Genomic DNA, 15874 nt, shown 5'->3' with positions numbered 1-15874 from the left:
AGCGTGCTGGCGTTCGCGCCGTTCTGCACGGAGAGGACCTGGCCGTCCCAGTGGTAGCCGCTGATGCCGCTGATCGTGAAGGTGTACTTCACCTTGTCGACGCCGCCGCCGCCGTCGACCACGTCCTGTCCGCTCACCAGCAGGACCACGTTGCCCAGGTTGTCGCACTGGTAGACCTGGTTCTCGGCCGAGTCGGTGATCTGCGCGCTGCCGGTGACCGCCACCTGCTGGGCGAGGCCGTAGCCGGCGTAATTCACGGGCTGCAGCCCGGAGACGAAGATGCCGGAGTCGTAAATGGCATCACCCGTGTCGGCGATGGCGATCTTGATGGTGTTGGTGCCCTGCACCAGCGGCGCGGTGATCTGCAGCCGGTTCGAGATCCCGTCGTATTCCAGCGGCAGCGAACCACCCTGGTTGTCGCGGAAATTCCCCGCCGTCAGGTTGGCGTCGATGATGCTGAGCGGCTGGCTGGCGTTGCGGTTGAACAGCGCGTAGTTCACGCCGTTGACGTAGACCCCCGCCACGTCGACGAAGGAGGTGTTGGAGAACTCGGGAAACTCGTCCGAGCCGAACACGACGTCGAACCGCAGACCGGTCGCCGCCGGATCGCTCACCTGGATCGAGAACTGCAGCGCGGTGATGTCCTCCAGTTCCCCGGCGCCGGGGAACGCGGCCTGCACGGTGGCCTGCAGGTCCGGCTCGCCGGGCGTGTCGCCGTCGAGCGCCTCGCCGTAGGCGGTTTCGTTGTTGGCGAGGGGCGGCGTGGAGTCGCCCGACGTGAGCAGCAGGCCGGACCCGATGTTCAACGCCGTCAGCGAACCATCGTAGAAGGACAGGCTCGCCTGGCCCTCGATGGTGCCGTAGCGCACGGCGACCGAGCCTGGAACCAGGCTCACGCCGCCGGCGCCGGCGAAGATCGCCGACACGAGACTGTTCAGGTTGTGGGTTGCAGGATCGTACGCAAGGAAGGCCATCTGGATCCCCATGGAGCGCGGTGGGCGTCAATCATGGGTGACATCCCGGGTCCAGACAAGCCGGGCGCCTGCCCCGGCCGAGGGCTCGCCCGGGCGTACGACACACTCGATACAGTTGGTCACGACTTCGCCATCCGGTCGCTCCACGGCGCTCGACGCCCGCCGAGAGCGTGCCGATGCATAAGCATCGGGCCGTCGTTCGGGAAGAAGTGGGCCACTTGCGTGGCGGCGGAAACCCGGCCGGGGGCCGGGTGGATCTTCCGCAAGAAGTTGGTAGGCGCGATTGGACTCGAACCAACGACCCCCACCATGTCAAGGTGGTGCTCTAACCAGCTGAGCTACGCGCCTGAATTCGTGTTCGAGCCTGCTAGTGTAGCAGAGCGGCGAGGCATTTCTTCGCGCCGCGCGTCAAAGTTCATCGCCGCTTGGCCCAGCGCACGCCCGGCACGTCGGCGACGAGGTTCAACACCTTCGCGACGCGGGCCGAGTCGCTGGTCTCCACGGTGAACGTCATCCAGGCGCTGCCCTTCACCGACTGCGTCTGCACGCCGATCACGTTCATCTTCTCCTTGGCGAACACTTCCGAGATGTCGCGCAGCAGGCCCTGCCGGTCCGCCGCCTCGATGGCGACGTCCACCGGGTAGACCACCCCGGCCTCGCCCCCGGTGACGCCCCACTCGACTTCGATCACGCGCTCGGCGTTGCGGGCCGCGAGCTCGCGGAAGTTGCTGCAGTCGCGGCGGTGGATGCTCACCCCCTTGCCGCGCGTGACGAAGCCCCCGATCGCATCCGGCGGCGCCGGCTTGCAGCACTTGGCCAGCTGCGTCATCAGCGAATCGACGCCGACCACGAGCACGCCCCCCTTGGGCACCCGGTCCGGGTGGCGCGCCTTCTTCAGCAGCACCTCCTCCTGCGGCGCCGGGGCCTCGGCCGGCCGCAGCAGCGCCTCGATGTGACGCAGCGAATACTCGTCCTTGCCGACCACGGCAAAGAGATCGTCCGCCGACTTGAACCCGAGCCTGGAGGCGAGCTCGTCGAGCTTGATCGACGTCTTGCCTTCGCGCTGCAGCAGCTTCTCGACGGCCTCGCGGCCGCGCGCCATGGTCTCGTGCTTGATCTGCTCGTTGAACCAGGCGCGCACCTTGGCCTTGGCCCGGTTGCTGGCCAGGAAGCCGAGTTCCGCGTTCAGCCAGTCGCGCGAGGGGCCGCCCTCCTTCACGGTGACGATCTCCACCGTCTGGCCGTTCTGCAGCGGCGTGTTGAGCGGCACCATCGCGCCGTCGACACGGGCGCCGCGGCAGCGGTGGCCCAGGTTGGTGTGCACGCTGTAGGCGAAATCGACCGGCGTCGCGCCCTGCGGCAGTTCCACGATCGCAGCGTCGGGCGTCAGCACGTAGATGCGGTCCTCGAACAGGCCGCGCGCGGTGCCGGCGAGGTCGCGCTCCCAGGCGAGCAGTTGCCGCAGCACCGCGATCTTGGCGTCGTATTCGCCGCTCGCGGACACGCCGGCGTAGCCCTTCGCGCCGGCCTCCTTGTAGGCCCAATGGGCGGCGACGCCGTGCTCCGCATGCTCGTGCATCGCCCGGGTCCGGATCTGGATCTCCACCGCCTTGCCGGAGGCCTCCCGCACCACCGTGTGCAGCGACTGGTAGCCGTTGGGCTTGGGCTTGGCGATGTAGTCGTCGAATTCGTCCTCGACCGGCGTGAACTGCTGGTGCACCCACGACAGCGCGGCATAGCAGTCCTTCACGTCCGGCACGATCACCCGCAGCGCGCGGATGTCGAACACCTGGTCGAAGTCCAGCGACTTGCCGCGCATCTTCTTGACGATGCTGTAGATGTGCTTGGGACGGCCGAACACGCTCGCCTTGATGCCCTGCGCGTCGAGTTCGCGCTCGAGCCGCGCGCGCAGCTGCTCGACGTATTCCTCGCGCTCGGCCCGCTTTTCGTCCAGCAACCGCGCCACGAGCTTGTAGGTGTCCGGCTCCAGGAAGCGGAACGCCAGGTCCTCCATCTCCCACTTGAGCTGCCAGATGCCGAGCCGGTTGGCCAGCGGCGCGAACACGTTGAGCGCCTCGCGTGCCACGCTCGGCGGCGCGCTCGTCTTGCCCGCGGCGTGCCAGCGCAGCGTCTGCAGGCGCGAGGCCAGGCGCAGCATCACCACTCGCAGGTCGCGCGAGAACGCCAGCAGCATCTTGCGCACGATCTCGGTCTGGGCCTTCGGATCGTCGAGCAGCCGGCCGGCCTCGCCGGCGTCGCGCGTCTGCTGCTGGATCCGCACCAGCTTGGTCGTCTCGACGGCCAGCGTTGCGTAGCTCTCGCCGAAGGCCTTGGCGATCACCTCCTGCGGCTTGTTCAGGTGCTGGCAGGCGTAGACGAGATAGCTCGCCGCCTGCATCGCCTCGGACCCGCCCATGGCCTTGAGGATCGAGGCCACGGCATCGGCATGCGCCAGCGTGTTCTCGCCGGTCGCCAGGGTCTCGCCGGCGATCAGCGGTTCGGCGAAGGCCCGAGCCCGCGCCAGGGCGTTGGCCTGCCGCGGCAGCGACTGCTCGGTGGCCGCGATCAGTTCGGGCAGGACCGGGCCGGCCTGCTCGGCGCCCAGGCTCTTCATGGTGAATCCGGCTCCAGCAGGAAGGAGGCCACCGCCTCGATCTGGTCGGCCGCGAGGAAGGTGGGGGCATGGCCGACGCCGGCGAACTCGACGAGGCGCGCCCGCGGGCCGCGGCGCGTCATCGCCTGCGCCGTGTCGCGCGCCAGCAGGTCGGATTCGGCGCCCCGCGTGAGCAGGGTCCGCGCCGTGATCTGGTCATACAGCGCCCACAGCGCCTGCTCGCCCTGCTGCGCCGCCGCCTCGGTCAGCGCGCGAAACGGCACCGCGATCGCCGGGTCGTAGTGCAGCGTGAAGCCGCCGTCGGGCAGCGGCCGCACCATGTGCCGCGACAGCGCCAGCCACTGCTGCGGCGTGTGCGGGCCGAAGCTGCGCGAGATCGCCCACATCGCGTCGGCCGCTTCCTCGACCGACGCGAAGCGGCCGGTGTCGCCGAGGTAGGTGCCGATGCGGGCGAGCGCCTGCCACCGGATCGCCGGACCGACGTCGTTGAGCACCAGCCGCCGCACCGGCGCCGGCAAGCGCGGCCCGGGACCCGCTTCGGGCGGCGCCAGCAGCGCCGGCGAGCCGGCGATGCCGATGCCGATCAGCCCGCCCATGCTCGTGCCCACCCAGTCCAGCGTCGCGACCGGCGCCTGCGCCTGCAACTGCGCCAGCAGCGTCAGCATGTCGGCCGCGTACTGCGGCACCACGTAGCCCATCGGATCGGCGAGCCACTCGCTGCGGCCGCGGCCCACGACATCGGGACACACCACGCGCAGCCCGTGGTCGGCCCGCGCCAGCAGCGCCGCGGCGAGCGCATCGAAGTCGCGGCCCTGGCGCGAGAGGCCGTGGACACAGACGATCACGTGTCCTGCGCCGGTTTCCCCCCATGACCAGTAGCCCATCCGGTGTTGCCCCCGGGCGTCGGGGCAGGATACGTAGTTCAGCGTAGGCTCGGACATGGCAGGATCGAAAACCGCATACTCGGGCTGCACGGCGCAGCGTGTCCTCATCCTAATTCAAAGCAACGGAGACCATCATGTTGAAAGGCAAGACCGCCCTCGTCACGGGCTCGACCAGCGGCATCGGGCTGGGCATCGCCAAGGCCCTGGCCCGGCAGGGCGCGAACGTCGTCCTCAACGGGTTCGGCGACGCCGAGGGCCCGCAGGCGCAGCTTCGCGCGCTGGGCGTCGAGGTGGCCTATCACGGCGCCAACATGGCCAGGCCCGCCGAAATCGAAGCCATGATGCGGTTCGCGGCCGAGCGGTTCGGCCGGGTCGACGTGCTCGTCAACAACGCCGGCATCCAGCATGTGGCGCCGGTGGAGAACTTTCCGCCGCAGCAGTGGGACGACATCATCGCCATCAACCTGTCCAGCGGCTTCCACGCCGCCCGGCTCGCGCTGCCGGCGATGAAGGCCGCGAACTGGGGCCGCATCATCAACGTGGCGTCGGTGCACGGCCTGGTGGCCTCGGCGCAGAAGTCGGCCTACGTGGCCGCCAAGCACGGCCTGGTCGGCCTGACCAAGGTGATCGCCCTGGAGACCGCGACCACCGGCATCACCTGCAATGCCATCTGCCCGGGCTGGGTGCTGACGCCGCTGGTGCAGCAACAGGTGGATGCGCGCGCCACGGCGGCCGGTTGCAGCAACGAGGAAGCCAAGCGCCAGCTGCTGGGCGAGAAGGAACCGTCGATGCAGTTCACCACGCCCGAGGAGCTGGGCGAGCTGGCGGCCTTCTTCTGCTCGCCGGCGGCCAACAACGTACGCGGGGTGGCGTGGAACATGGACGGCGGTTGGGTCGCCCAGTAGCCTGACGAGGCCTGCCGGGCGCCGGATCGGGGCACCCTACACCGCCAACGCCAGCGTCTGCCGCTCGGCCGTCTCGAACCAGCCGGCTTCCGGGCGATAGTCGCAGCGCTCCACCAGGCAATGGCGCGGCTCGCCGGGGGGCACCGGCTTCCAGTGAATGAGGTTGACCGAGTTGCAGGTGCCGTGGCGCACGCGCGATGACACCGCCGTGCCGGCCTGGACGCACCACATCGGCCGCGACAGCGGCTCGGGGCGGCGCATCAGGTCCATCACGTAGGGCAGGTGGATGTGCCCGCCCAGCACCAGGTCGGCGCCGGCGCGCGACCACGCCAGCAGCGCCCCCTCGGCACCGTGCAAGCGGTCATGCACGTCCTCGGCCCGGTACACGTCCACCGGCTGATGGGTCACCACGATGCGCAGCTGGCGCGGCCGCGCGCCCTGCAGTTCGCGCGCGACCCGCAGCACCTGCTCGGGCGACACCTCGCCGTTCTTGTGCCGCGACGGGCGGGTGGTGTTCACGCCCACGATGAAGAAATCGTCGGTGACCAAGGTGTGTTCCAGGCGCGGCCCGAACGACGCGAGGTAGCGCCGGTACGGTTGGGTGGCCCGCGTGAACAGGTCGAACAGCGGGATGTCGTGGTTGCCGGGCAGCGTCACCATGTGGCGGATCCCCAGCCGATCGCACAGCCGCCGACCGGCCTCGAACTGCTCGGGCCGGGCGCGCTGGGTGATGTCGCCGCTGAACACCAGCGCATCGGGCAGGCGTTCGCGGGCGAGCGCTTCGAGCGCCGCCACGACCGGTGCCTGCTCGGTGCCGAAATGCGTGTCGGAGATGTGCAGCAGCAGGCTCATTCGCGCGGCACCCGGTCCTGCGGCGCCGGCAGCATCAGCCGCAACGGCTCGGGCGCGGCGGCAAAGCGCAGCGGCGCCGCCAGCCACTGCACTTCGCCGTCGGTCGCCACCTTGACGCGGCGCGCGCCGCGCACGCTCACCTGGAGTTCGTGGAACGAAAAGTCGTGCACCTGGTCCGTCTCGCCCAGGCGTCCCAGCGCGCCGCGCACCGCCAGCGCCAGCAGGGCCCAGGGCCCGATCGGACGCGTCACCACGCCCGCCAGCCGCCCGCGGCCCGTGCGCTGCGCCACCCCCTCGTCGAGCCCGACCTGCTCCACCTGCAGCCGGTTGTTGCCAACGAACAGCGTGGTCGTGGTGACGCTGGCGCGCGCGCCGTCGAGTTCGACGTCGAGGGCCAGCTGGCGCCGCCAGCGGAACACGGTACCCAGCGCCGCCAGCATGGCGACCCAGCGATGCCGGCCCAGCCTGGACTTGAACGCCTCGCGGTCCTGCAGCAGCTGCGGATAGAGCCCGAGGCTGGCATTGACCAGGAACACCCGCCCGTTCACCAGCCCGACCTGCACCGGCTGCATCCGGGCAGCCAGCAGGGCCTGCGCGGCCGCTCGTGCCTGCAGCGGAATGCCGTGCTCGCGGGCCAGGTAGTTGAACGTGCCCTGCGGAATGACCGCCATGGCGCAGCGGTGCCGCAGCGCCGCCGCCGCCGCGGCGTTGATGGTGCCGTCGCCACCGGCCACCACCAGCACGCCGCCCTGCTCGCGGGCCCGCCGCGCTGCCCCCTCGCACGCCTGCGGCAGGTCCTGCGGATCGGCGACGCGGACGAATTCGGTGCGACGACCAGCGCCCTCGAAGACTTCGGCCAGCACGGACTGGGTGTGCAGCGCGTCGTGCTCGCCCGAGCCGGCGTTGATCACGACGAACAGCGGGGGCGGCTCGCCCGGCTGGCTCGCGGGCCCGGCGGCGGAGGGCGAAAGCTCGGCCAACATGCGGCCCAGGTTAGCCAGCGCCCCGCCGGGGCCCTGTCGGACGGCGGCTAGCGCAGTTGTACGGAACCCGAGACCGTCACGGCCACGGCGGTTTTGCCCGCCTCCACCGGCAAGGGCATGGCCTTGGGCGCGGCCGCCGCCGCGGAGAGCGCGCCGTAGCGCGGAGCGATGCCGTGATCGTTGGCGTTCACCGCCACCTCGCGCAGGCTGTAGCCGGAAAAGCCGAAGTCGCGGGCGAGATCGGCCGCCTTGGCCTTGAACTGCCCGATCGCCGCCGACTGGGCCTCGCGCTCGACGCGCGCGCGCTCCTCGCGGCTCAGGTCGTAGCCGACGCGGGCCACCGTCAGCGTCTCGATGCGGGCGGCCGTCTGCGTGATGCGGGGAAAGTCGCGCCCCTGCAGCACCAGTTCGGTGGTGCCCTGCCAGCTGCTGATCTTGCCGTCCTGGGTGTAGCGCGGGGCCAGCCCGAACTGCCCGGTGCGCACCTCCAGCAGCCGCGGTTGGGCCGCTGCCCTGGCGACCGTCAACGCCGCGTCGAGCGCGGCCTTGAGCTGTTCCTGCACGGCCACCGGATCGGCACCTTCGCGCGTCGCCGTGAGGCTCAGGCTGAGCAGGTCCTGCTGGACCTCGACGGTACCGGTGGCAGCGAGCTGCAGGACGTTCTGCGGCGGCGGGTAAGGCAAGCTTTGTGCCCGCGCGTCGACCAGGCAGCCCAGCAAGGCCGCAGTTGTAATCAGTTTGCTTGGAGACATGGCGAGCTGTTGCAGTCGAAGGGGCCCATCTTCTCACCCGGCCGCCTGGCGCCGGCCAATTGCCGGCGCAGCAGCGCCCGCTCCTGGTCCGACAGGCGCCGCGGCACCGCGGCCAACTGGGCGGGCGGTTGCTGCAGCAGCGCCCGCAACTGCAGCGACCGCTCGTTGGTCGTCTCCGTGGCGCAGGCGCCCGACACCGCGATCGCCGAGAGCAAACCGAATAGCTTCTTCATTCCTGCTCAACGGCAGCGGGCCGCCTCGAGTTCACTGACGCTGCGGTGAACGATTGCGGGTCGCCGCAACATTTGTAACACTATGTCAGACATCGGGGAAAACCCCGCACGGCTGTTCCGCTGCCCCTCAAAATTGCCTCTGTTACAAATCCATCAGGAGCACCATGGCCCAAGCTGCCGCCCGTACCGACAAGATTCTGGTCGTCGACGACGACGCCCGGATCCGCGACCTGCTGCGCCGGTACCTGACCCAAGAGGGGTTTGAAGTCATCCTTGCCGAGGACGGCAAGGCCCTCAACCGGCTCATGCTGCGGGAGACGGCCGACCTGATAGTGCTGGACCTCATGATGCCCGGCGAGGACGGCCTGTCGATCTGCCGGCGCCTGCGCGCCGCCAACGACCGCACCCCCATCATCATGCTGACGGCCAAGGGCGAGGATGTGGATCGCATCGTGGGCCTCGAAGTCGGCGCCGACGACTATCTGGGCAAGCCGTTCAACCCGCGCGAACTGCTGGCCCGGGTCCACGCCGTGCTGCGCCGCCGGCCGGCCCAGGAGGCCCCGGGCGCGCCTTCCAGCGACAACGAGGTGGTCAGCTTCGGCCCGTTCGCCTTCGACCTGGGAGCGCGCACCCTGCGCAAGAACGGCGAGGAACTGCCGCTGACGACCGGCGAGTTCGCGATGCTCAAGGCCCTGGTGCGCCATCCGCGCCAGCCGCTGTCGCGCGAGAAACTGGCCCAGCTGGCGCGCGGCCGCGAGTTCGAGCCGTTCGACCGCAGCCTCGACGTGCAGGTTTCGCGCTTGCGCAAGCTGGTGGAAGTCGACCCTGCCGCGCCCCGCTACATCCAGACGGTGTGGGGCGTGGGGTACGTTTTCGTGCCGGACGGGGCGGGCTGAGCCCCCTGGCTGCGCAATCCGCCCAATAATCGGATTGCGACACCACAGGAGCGGGGGGACAGGAAGTGCTGCGAGGCATCGAGACCAACATTGCCACCGGACCGGCCCCGCTCGAAACGGCGCCGGCGCCGCTGGAGATGCGCCCGCCGCGCGTCGGGCTGTCGCTGTTCTGGCGCACCTTCTTCCTGCTGTCGCTGCTGCTGATCGGCAGCATCGTCGCCTGGCTGCAGACCTTCCGGGCGCTCGAGTTCGAGCCGCGCGCCGTGCAGACGGCGCAGCAGATCGCCTCGCTGGTGAACCTCAGCCGGGCGGCCCTGGTCCACTCGGACTCGATCAACCGCGTCTCGCTGATCAAGACCCTGGCCGACCAGGAGGGCGTGCGCATCGTCCCGCGCGAGCCGACCGACCGCTATGCCAGCTTCGGCGCCGGCGAGCTGGACAGCCGGGTCATGGACGAACTGCTCACGCGCCTGGGACCCGGCACCGTGGTCGCCGCCAGCGTGAACGGTGAACCGGGCCTGTGGGTCGGCTTCCGCATCGACGCCGACCAGTACTGGATGCTGCTCGATCGCTCGCGCATCACCAGCGTCGGCGGCCGGACCTGGCTGATCTGGCTGATCACGGCGGCGGGCCTCTCGCTGGCCGGCGCGGCGCTGATCGCCCGCCTGATCAACCGGCCGCTCAAGCAGCTGTCCTTCGCCGCGAGCCGCGTGCGCGACGGCGACTTCGACGCCAGCCGCCTCGACGAGAAAGCCGTCACCAGCGAGATTCGCGAGGTCAACATCGGCTTCAACCGGATGGCGCAGCAGCTGGCGAAGATCGAGCAGGACCGGGCCGTGATGCTGGCGGGGATCTCGCACGACCTGCGCACGCCGCTGGCGCGGCTGCGGCTGGAGACCGAGATGAGCGTGGCCGACGGCGACGCGCGCGAGCACATGGCCGCCGACATCGACCAGCTCGACGCCATCATCGACAAGTTCCTCGACTACGCCCGCCCCGACCACGCCGAGCTCAAGCCGGTGCTCCTGAACGACGTGATCGAGGCCTGCCTGTACGCGGTGCAGGATCACACCGACATGAAGATCAACCTCGACATCGCCAAGGGCCTGTACGTGCTCGCGGACGAAGTCGAATTGGCGCGCGTGATCTCCAACCTGCTGGAAAACGCGCGCCGCTACGGCAAGACGGCCGACACCGGCGTGGCGGTGGTCGACATCACCGCCAAGACCCGCAACGAATGGGTGCTGCTGAAGGTGCGCGACCACGGGATGGGCGTGGCGCCGGAGGCGCTGCCGAACCTGATCAAGCCGTTCTTCCGGGGCGACGCCGCGCGCACCGCCGCCACGGGGGCCGGGCTGGGGCTGGCGATCGTCGACAAGACGGTGCAGCGCATGGGCGGGATCTTCGCCCTGGCCAACACCGCCTCCGGCGGCCTGGCGGCGCACATCAAGCTGCAGCGGGCCCGCCTGCCGGCGCCGGCGCCCGAGCCGGAAGCCAAGACCGAAGCGACGTTCTAGGCGCGGCTCAGCAGGACGATCGCGCGCGCCTCGATCGCCATGCCCTCGCCGACGGGACCGAGCTTCTCCGCCGTCTTCGCCTTCACGTTCACCTGCGCCGGCGCCACCTCGAGCGCCTGCGCGATGCGCGCCGTCATGGCCTGGACGTGCGGCGCCAGTCGCGGCGCCTGCGCCACGACGGTGCTGTCGACGTTGCCGATCTGCCAGCCCTGCTCGCGCACGCGGCGCGCCGCCTCGCCCAGCAGCAGCATGGAATCCGCGCCCTTGAAGCGCTCGTCGGTGTCGGGGAAATGGCGGCCGATGTCGCCCAGCCCGGCGGCGCCGAACAGCGCGTCGGTGATCGCGTGCAGCAGCACGTCGGCATCGGAGTGGCCTAGGAGACCGCGCTCGAAGGGAACGGTCACGCCGCCGATCACCAGCGGGCGCCCCGGGACCAGCGCATGGACATCCCAGCCTTCGCCGATGCGGATGGTCATGCCCCGCCGCTCCGCTGGCGGTCGCCGCCGCGGCCGATGCCGGCCCTCACCGCAACCGTCCCTTCAGGACCGCTTCCGCCAGGGCGAAGTCGTCGGGGTAGGTCACCTTGAAGTTCTGGGTGCCGTCCGCCACCAGCAGCGGCCGGTGGCCCAGCGACTCGATCGCGCTCGCCTCGTCGGTGACCTGGGGGCCGGCGTGTTCCAGCGCCTGCAGCAGCATGCCCAGGCGGAACATCTGCGGCGTCTGGGCCAGCCACTTGTCCTCGCGCGGGACGGTGGCGGCGACCCGGCCGCCCTCCTCGCGCTTGAGCGTGTCGACCAGCTTGTGGGCGAGCAGCCCGCCGACCTCGTCGCCGCTGCAGGCGTCGATCAGGGCATCGATCATCGCCGGCGTGATGAGGCAGCGCGCCGCGTCGTGCACCAGCACCCAGTCGCGCTCGCCGGCGCCGGCCCGGCGCCCCAGCTCGTACAGGCCGTTCATCACGCTCTGGGCGCGGGAGGCCCCGCCGCAAGGCACGACCAGGGCCGAAGTGGGATTGCGTTCGAAAAAACCGTCGCCGGGGGCCACCACCACCAGCGTCTTCGTGATCCGCTTGACGGCCGCGAAGGCCGCCAGCGTGTGCCAGACCATCGGATGGCCGGCGATGCGTTCGTACTGCTTCGGGCCGTTGGTGCCGGCCCGGCTTCCGGTCCCGGCGCAGGGGACCAACGCATAACAACGGGATTGCGACGTGCTTTCACTCGTGGTCATGCCGTCCATTCTAGAATCGCTGCGACACCCCACCCTTTCCAGGCGCGGGGTGTTTGTATTTTTTTGCCGCCGTGCTGCCGGGCACCGATGCTGCGCCGCGGGGGCACGCACGAGCCACTTTGTCGATGGATTTACCGAAACTGAACGCCGGCCGGCGCTTCACCCTTTTGCGCCCGCCGGGGTCCGCCGACGCGCTGCTGCTGGCGCGGCTGGCGCTGCGCGAACGCGGCGACGGGCGCCTGACGGCCATCGTCACCGCCGACGCCACCGACGCCCAGCGGCTGCTGGAGGAACTCGCGTTCTTCGCGCCGGGGCTGCGCTGCGCGCTCTTTCCCGACTGGGAAACGCTGCCCTACGACACCTTCTCGCCGCACCAGGACCTGATCAGCGAGCGCCTCGCCACCTTGTGGCGAATCTCCCAGGGCGAGGTCGATGTGGCCGTCGTGCCGGCGACCACCGCGCTGTACCGGCTCGCGCCGCCGGCCTTCCTGGCCGGCTACACCTTCCAGTTCGCCGTCAAGCAGCGGCTCGAGGAATCGAAGCTGAAGGCGCAGCTCACGCTGGCCGGCTACAGCCACGTGACGCAGGTGGTGAGCCCTGGCGAATACGCGGTGCGCGGCGGGCTCATCGACCTGTTTCCCATGGGCTCGCCGGTGCCGTACCGGGTCGATCTGTTCGATGACGAGATCGATTCGATCCGCACCTTCGATCCGGACAGCCAGCGCAGCCTCTACCCGGTCAACGAGGTGCGGCTGCTGCCGGGCCGCGAGTTCCCGATGGACGACGAGGCCCGCGCCCGCTTTCGCAGCCGCTGGCGCGAACTGCTCGAGGGCGACCCTACCAAGAGCCGGATCTACAAGGACATCGGCAACGGCGTCGCGACGGCCGGCATCGAGTACTACCTGCCCCTGTTCTTCGACGCCACCGCCACCGTGTTCGACTACCTCGGCGAGCGCGCCACGCTGGTGCTGCACGGCGAGCTGGAAGGCCCGTTCCAGCGCTTCTGGCAGGACACGCGCGAGCGCTACCGGCTGGTGCAGGGCGACCCCGAGCGGCCGGCGCTGCCGCCGGAGGCTCTGTTCCTGACGCCAGAGCAGTTCTACGGCCGCGCCAACGAGCACGCGCAGCTTTCGCTGCGCCCGCCCGGACCCGAGGCCGGGTCCAGCGCATACGTGGAGTTCGAGGCGCTGCCGCCGCTGGCCGTCGTGCGCGGCGCCGACGAACCGCTCGCCCGCCTGCAGGAACACCTGCGCAACACCCGGCACCGCGCGCTGCTGCTGGCCGAAAGCGACGGCCGGCGCGAGAGCCTGCTCGATTTCCTGCGCGCCAGCCACCTCGCGCCCCCGGCCTTCGATTCGCTGGAGGAATTCCAGGGCAGCGAAGAGCGCGTGGGCATCGCGACCGGGCCGCTGGCGACCGGCTTCGCCTGGCTCGAAACCGGCATCGACCTCATCACCGAGACCGAGCTGTTCGCGGCGGGCCCGACCACGCGCCGGCGCAAGAAGCAGGAGCAGGTCAGCGACGTCGAGGCGCTGATCAAGGACCTGTCGGAGCTCAATGTCGGCGACCCCGTGGTGCACACCCAGCACGGCATCGGCCGCTACCAGGGATTGGTCAACCTCGACCTCGGCCAGGGCACCAGCGCCGACGGCCAGCCGATCCTGCAGGAGTTCCTGCACCTCGAATACGCCGACAAGGCCACGCTGTACGTGCCGGTCAGCCAGCTCCATCTGATCAGCCGCTACACCGGCGTCTCGGCGGACGAGGCGCCGCTGCACAAGCTCGGCTCCGGCCAGTGGGAGAAGGCCAGGCGCAAGGCGGCGCAGCATGTGCGCGACACCGCGGCCGAGCTGTTGAACATCTATGCCCGCCGCGCGGCGCGCGAAGGCTTCGCGTTCCGCTTCTCGGCGCAGGACTACGAGGCATTCGCCAACGAGTTCGGCTTCGAGGAAACCGCCGATCAGAACGCGGCCATCCACGCGGTGATCCAGGACATGGTTTCGCCGCAGCCGATGGACCGGCTGGTGTGCGGCGACGTCGGCTTCGGCAAGACCGAGGTGGCGCTGCGCGCGGCGTTCATCGCCGTCACGGGCGGCAAGCAGGTGGCGTTCCTCGCGCCCACCACGCTGCTGGCGGAGCAGCATTACCAGACGCTGGTGGACCGGTTCTCGAAGTGGCCCGTCAAGGTAGCGGAGGTGTCGCGCTTCCGCTCGACGAAGGAAGTCAACGCCACGTTGAAGGGCCTGGAGGACGGCAGCGTCGACATCGTCGTCGGCACGCACAAGCTCCTGAGCGCGTCGACCAAATTCAAGAACCTGGGCCTGCTGATCATCGACGAGGAGCACCGCTTCGGCGTGCGCCACAAGGAGGCGATGAAGGCGCTTCGGGCCGAGGTCGACGTCCTCACGCTCACCGCCACGCCGATCCCGCGCACGCTGGGCATGGCGCTGGAAGGCCTGCGCGACCTGTCGGTCATCGCCACCGCGCCGCAGCGGCGCCTCGCGATCAAGACCTTCGTGCGCAACGAGGGCAACGGCGTGATCCGGGAAGCCGTGCTGCGCGAACTGAAGCGCGGGGGCCAGGTCTACTTCCTGCACAACGAGGTCGAGACGATCGAGAACCGGCGCGAGCGCCTGCAGGCGCTGCTGCCCGAGGCCAGGATCGCCGTCGCCCACGGGCAGATGCCCGAGCGCGAGCTGGAACGCGTGATGCGCGACTTCGTCGCCCAGCGCCACAACGTGCTGCTGTGCTCCACCATCATCGAAACCGGCATCGACGTGCCGACCGCCAACACCATCGTGATCAGCCGGGCCGACAAGTTCGGCCTCGCCCAGTTGCACCAGCTGCGCGGCCGGGTCGGGCGCAGCCATCACCAGGCCTATGCCTACCTGCTGGTGCCCGATACCGAGAGCCTGACCAAGCAGGCGGCGCAGCGGCTCGACGCGATCCAGCAGATGGAGGAACTCGGCTCGGGCTTCTACCTGGCGATGCACGATCTGGAAATCCGCGGCGCCGGCGAGGTGCTGGGCGAGAATCAGAGCGGCAACATGCTGGAGGTCGGCTTCCAGCTGTACAACGAGATGCTGGCCGAGGCCGTGCGCTCGCTCAAGGCCGGCAAGGAGCCGGACCTGCTCGCGCCGCTGTCGGCCACCACCGAGATCAACCTGCACGCGCCGGCCCTGCTGCCCGACGACTACTGCGGCGACGTCCACCTGCGCCTGTCGTTCTACAAGCGGCTGGCGACGGCCCGCACGGGCGAGCAGATCGACGGCCTGCTCGAAGAGATCGTCGACCGCTTCGGCAAGCTGCCGCCGCAGGCGCAGACGCTGATCGACGTGCACCGGCTGCGCGTGCTGGCACGCTCCTATGGCGTCACCAAGGTCGACGCCGCGCCGGGGGTGATCCACATCACCTTCAGGCCGAATCCGCCGGTCGAGCCGATGCGCATCATCGAGCTGGTGCAGAAGAACCGCCACATCAAGCTGGCCGGCAACGAGAAGCTGCGCATCGAGCGCGCGCTCGCCGAGCCGCGCGACCGCGCCCAGATGGTGCGCGACGTGCTGCGCTCGCTGGGCCAGCCGCGCACCGAGCCGGCCGAGGTGGCCTGAGGACGCCGGCGTGATCGGCCTCGAGTTCGCGCTGGTGGCGCTCGCGCTGGCGACCGCGCTGTCGCTGCGGCCGTGGCGGCTGCTGGCGGGCGGCGCCTTGCTCACGCCGCTGCTGGCCAGCCTCGCCTTGCTGCCCTGGCTCTGGGCCTTGCCCTCGCTGCATGCGACGCCGCTGCAGCTGCAGTGGTCGGGCGCCTGCCTGGTGCTGCTGATGCTCGGCTGGCCGCTGGCGATCCCGGTCCTGTGCCTGGCCGCGGCGTTCGCGATGCTCATCGCGGACGCGCCCTGGGCCGAGGCGCTCGGCATGGCCGCGTGGCTGGGCGTGGTGCCCGCCACCATCGCGCTCGGGGTCGGGGCCGCGATCCGCCGCTTCCTCGGCACGCACCCGTTCGTCTACCTGCTGGGCCGCGCGTTCCTCGGCTCGGTGCT

13 protein-coding genes, 1 tRNA gene and 1 pseudogene are annotated in these 15874 nt (G+C 70.2%); 5 read left to right on the top strand and 10 right to left on the bottom strand.

From position 1 onward, the window contains the following. The 4 genes from VNT59_RS05945 to VNT59_RS05930 form a co-directional block, all read right to left on the bottom strand. Positions 1 to 974 (bottom strand): choice-of-anchor L domain-containing protein (locus tag VNT59_RS05945; RefSeq protein ID WP_325497401.1); only part of this gene is annotated, 974 nt, incomplete at its 3' end. Positions 975 to 1245: 271 nt separating this feature from the next. Continuing rightward, positions 1246 to 1322: transfer RNA gene (locus VNT59_RS05940), tRNA-Val, on the bottom strand. Between the two features lie 67 nt (positions 1323 to 1389). Continuing rightward, on the bottom strand, positions 1390 to 3588 hold the full coding sequence (locus VNT59_RS05935) for a bifunctional (p)ppGpp synthetase/guanosine-3',5'-bis(diphosphate) 3'-pyrophosphohydrolase (RefSeq protein ID WP_325497400.1): 2199 nt from the start codon (positions 3586 to 3588) through the stop codon (positions 1390 to 1392). Continuing rightward, positions 3585 to 4529 carry an alpha/beta hydrolase gene (locus VNT59_RS05930; protein WP_325497399.1) on the bottom strand — a complete coding sequence of 315 codons (945 nt, stop codon included), beginning with the start codon at positions 4527 to 4529 and terminating at the stop codon, positions 3585 to 3587. The genes VNT59_RS05935 and VNT59_RS05930 overlap by 4 nt, the downstream gene beginning before the upstream one ends. A 77-nt stretch (positions 4530 to 4606) precedes the next feature. Here VNT59_RS05930 and VNT59_RS05925 point away from each other — a divergent pair, with 77 nt between their 5' ends. Further along, positions 4607 to 5377: a 3-hydroxybutyrate dehydrogenase gene (locus VNT59_RS05925; protein WP_325497398.1), complete on the top strand. Its 771-nt coding sequence runs from the start codon at positions 4607 to 4609 to the stop codon at positions 5375 to 5377. A 36-nt stretch (positions 5378 to 5413) separates the two neighbouring features. On the opposite strand, the gene VNT59_RS05920 is transcribed toward VNT59_RS05925, so the two are convergent. From VNT59_RS05920 to VNT59_RS05905, 4 genes are read right to left on the bottom strand one after another with little or no spacing between them, the layout of a single operon-like run. Beyond that, positions 5414 to 6229 carry a metallophosphoesterase gene (locus VNT59_RS05920; RefSeq protein WP_325497397.1) on the bottom strand — a complete coding sequence of 272 codons (816 nt, stop codon included), beginning with the start codon at positions 6227 to 6229 and terminating at the stop codon, positions 5414 to 5416. Continuing rightward, positions 6226 to 7212, bottom strand: a complete 987-nt coding sequence (locus VNT59_RS05915) for a diacylglycerol/lipid kinase family protein (protein ID WP_325497396.1) — start codon at positions 7210 to 7212, stop codon at positions 6226 to 6228. The genes VNT59_RS05920 and VNT59_RS05915 overlap by 4 nt, the downstream gene beginning before the upstream one ends. A gap of 47 nt (positions 7213 to 7259) precedes the next feature. Further along, a complete protein-coding gene (locus VNT59_RS05910) occupies positions 7260 to 7964 on the bottom strand; it encodes an SIMPL domain-containing protein (protein WP_325497395.1) in 705 nt (234 codons plus the stop codon). After that, on the bottom strand, positions 7946 to 8197 hold the full coding sequence (locus VNT59_RS05905; RefSeq protein WP_325497394.1) for a hypothetical protein: 252 nt from the start codon (positions 8195 to 8197) through the stop codon (positions 7946 to 7948). The genes VNT59_RS05910 and VNT59_RS05905 overlap by 19 nt, the downstream gene beginning before the upstream one ends. A 164-nt stretch (positions 8198 to 8361) precedes the next feature. On the opposite strand from VNT59_RS05905, the gene ompR reads away from it, so the two are divergent. Both ompR and VNT59_RS05895 read left to right on the top strand, forming a co-directional pair. Then, positions 8362 to 9093: a two-component system response regulator OmpR gene (gene ompR, locus VNT59_RS05900; RefSeq protein WP_325497393.1), complete on the top strand. Its 732-nt coding sequence runs from the start codon at positions 8362 to 8364 to the stop codon at positions 9091 to 9093. 65 nt (positions 9094 to 9158) lie between these two features. Next, a complete protein-coding gene (locus tag VNT59_RS05895) occupies positions 9159 to 10610 on the top strand; it encodes a sensor histidine kinase (RefSeq protein WP_414708346.1) in 1452 nt (483 codons plus the stop codon). Here the strand turns inward: VNT59_RS05895 and ispF are convergent. Both ispF and ispD read right to left on the bottom strand, forming a co-directional pair. Further along, the gene (gene ispF / locus VNT59_RS05890; RefSeq protein ID WP_325497392.1) at positions 10607 to 11086 is read right to left on the bottom strand and encodes a 2-C-methyl-D-erythritol 2,4-cyclodiphosphate synthase; all 480 of its coding nucleotides are present in this window, start codon (positions 11084 to 11086) and stop codon (positions 10607 to 10609) included. The genes VNT59_RS05895 and ispF overlap by 4 nt on opposite strands. Positions 11087 to 11132: 46 nt before the next feature. Continuing rightward, positions 11133 to 11837: a 2-C-methyl-D-erythritol 4-phosphate cytidylyltransferase gene (gene ispD / locus VNT59_RS05885; protein WP_325497391.1), complete on the bottom strand. Its 705-nt coding sequence runs from the start codon at positions 11835 to 11837 to the stop codon at positions 11133 to 11135. Between the two features lie 125 nt (positions 11838 to 11962). Here ispD and mfd point away from each other — a divergent pair, with 125 nt between their 5' ends. Continuing rightward, positions 11963 to 15445, top strand: coding sequence for a transcription-repair coupling factor (gene mfd / locus VNT59_RS05880; protein ID WP_325497390.1), 3483 nt, complete (start codon positions 11963 to 11965; stop codon positions 15443 to 15445). Between the two features lie 13 nt (positions 15446 to 15458). Next, positions 15459 to 15874, top strand: a pseudogene (locus VNT59_RS05875) (hypothetical protein); the annotation flags it as partial.

Origin of the sequence: Ramlibacter sp., from assembly GCF_035554825.1 — a bacterium.
Taxonomy (GTDB): domain Bacteria; phylum Pseudomonadota; class Gammaproteobacteria; order Burkholderiales; family Burkholderiaceae_C; genus Ramlibacter.
This window is presented reverse-complemented; position numbering and strand designations above follow the sequence as displayed.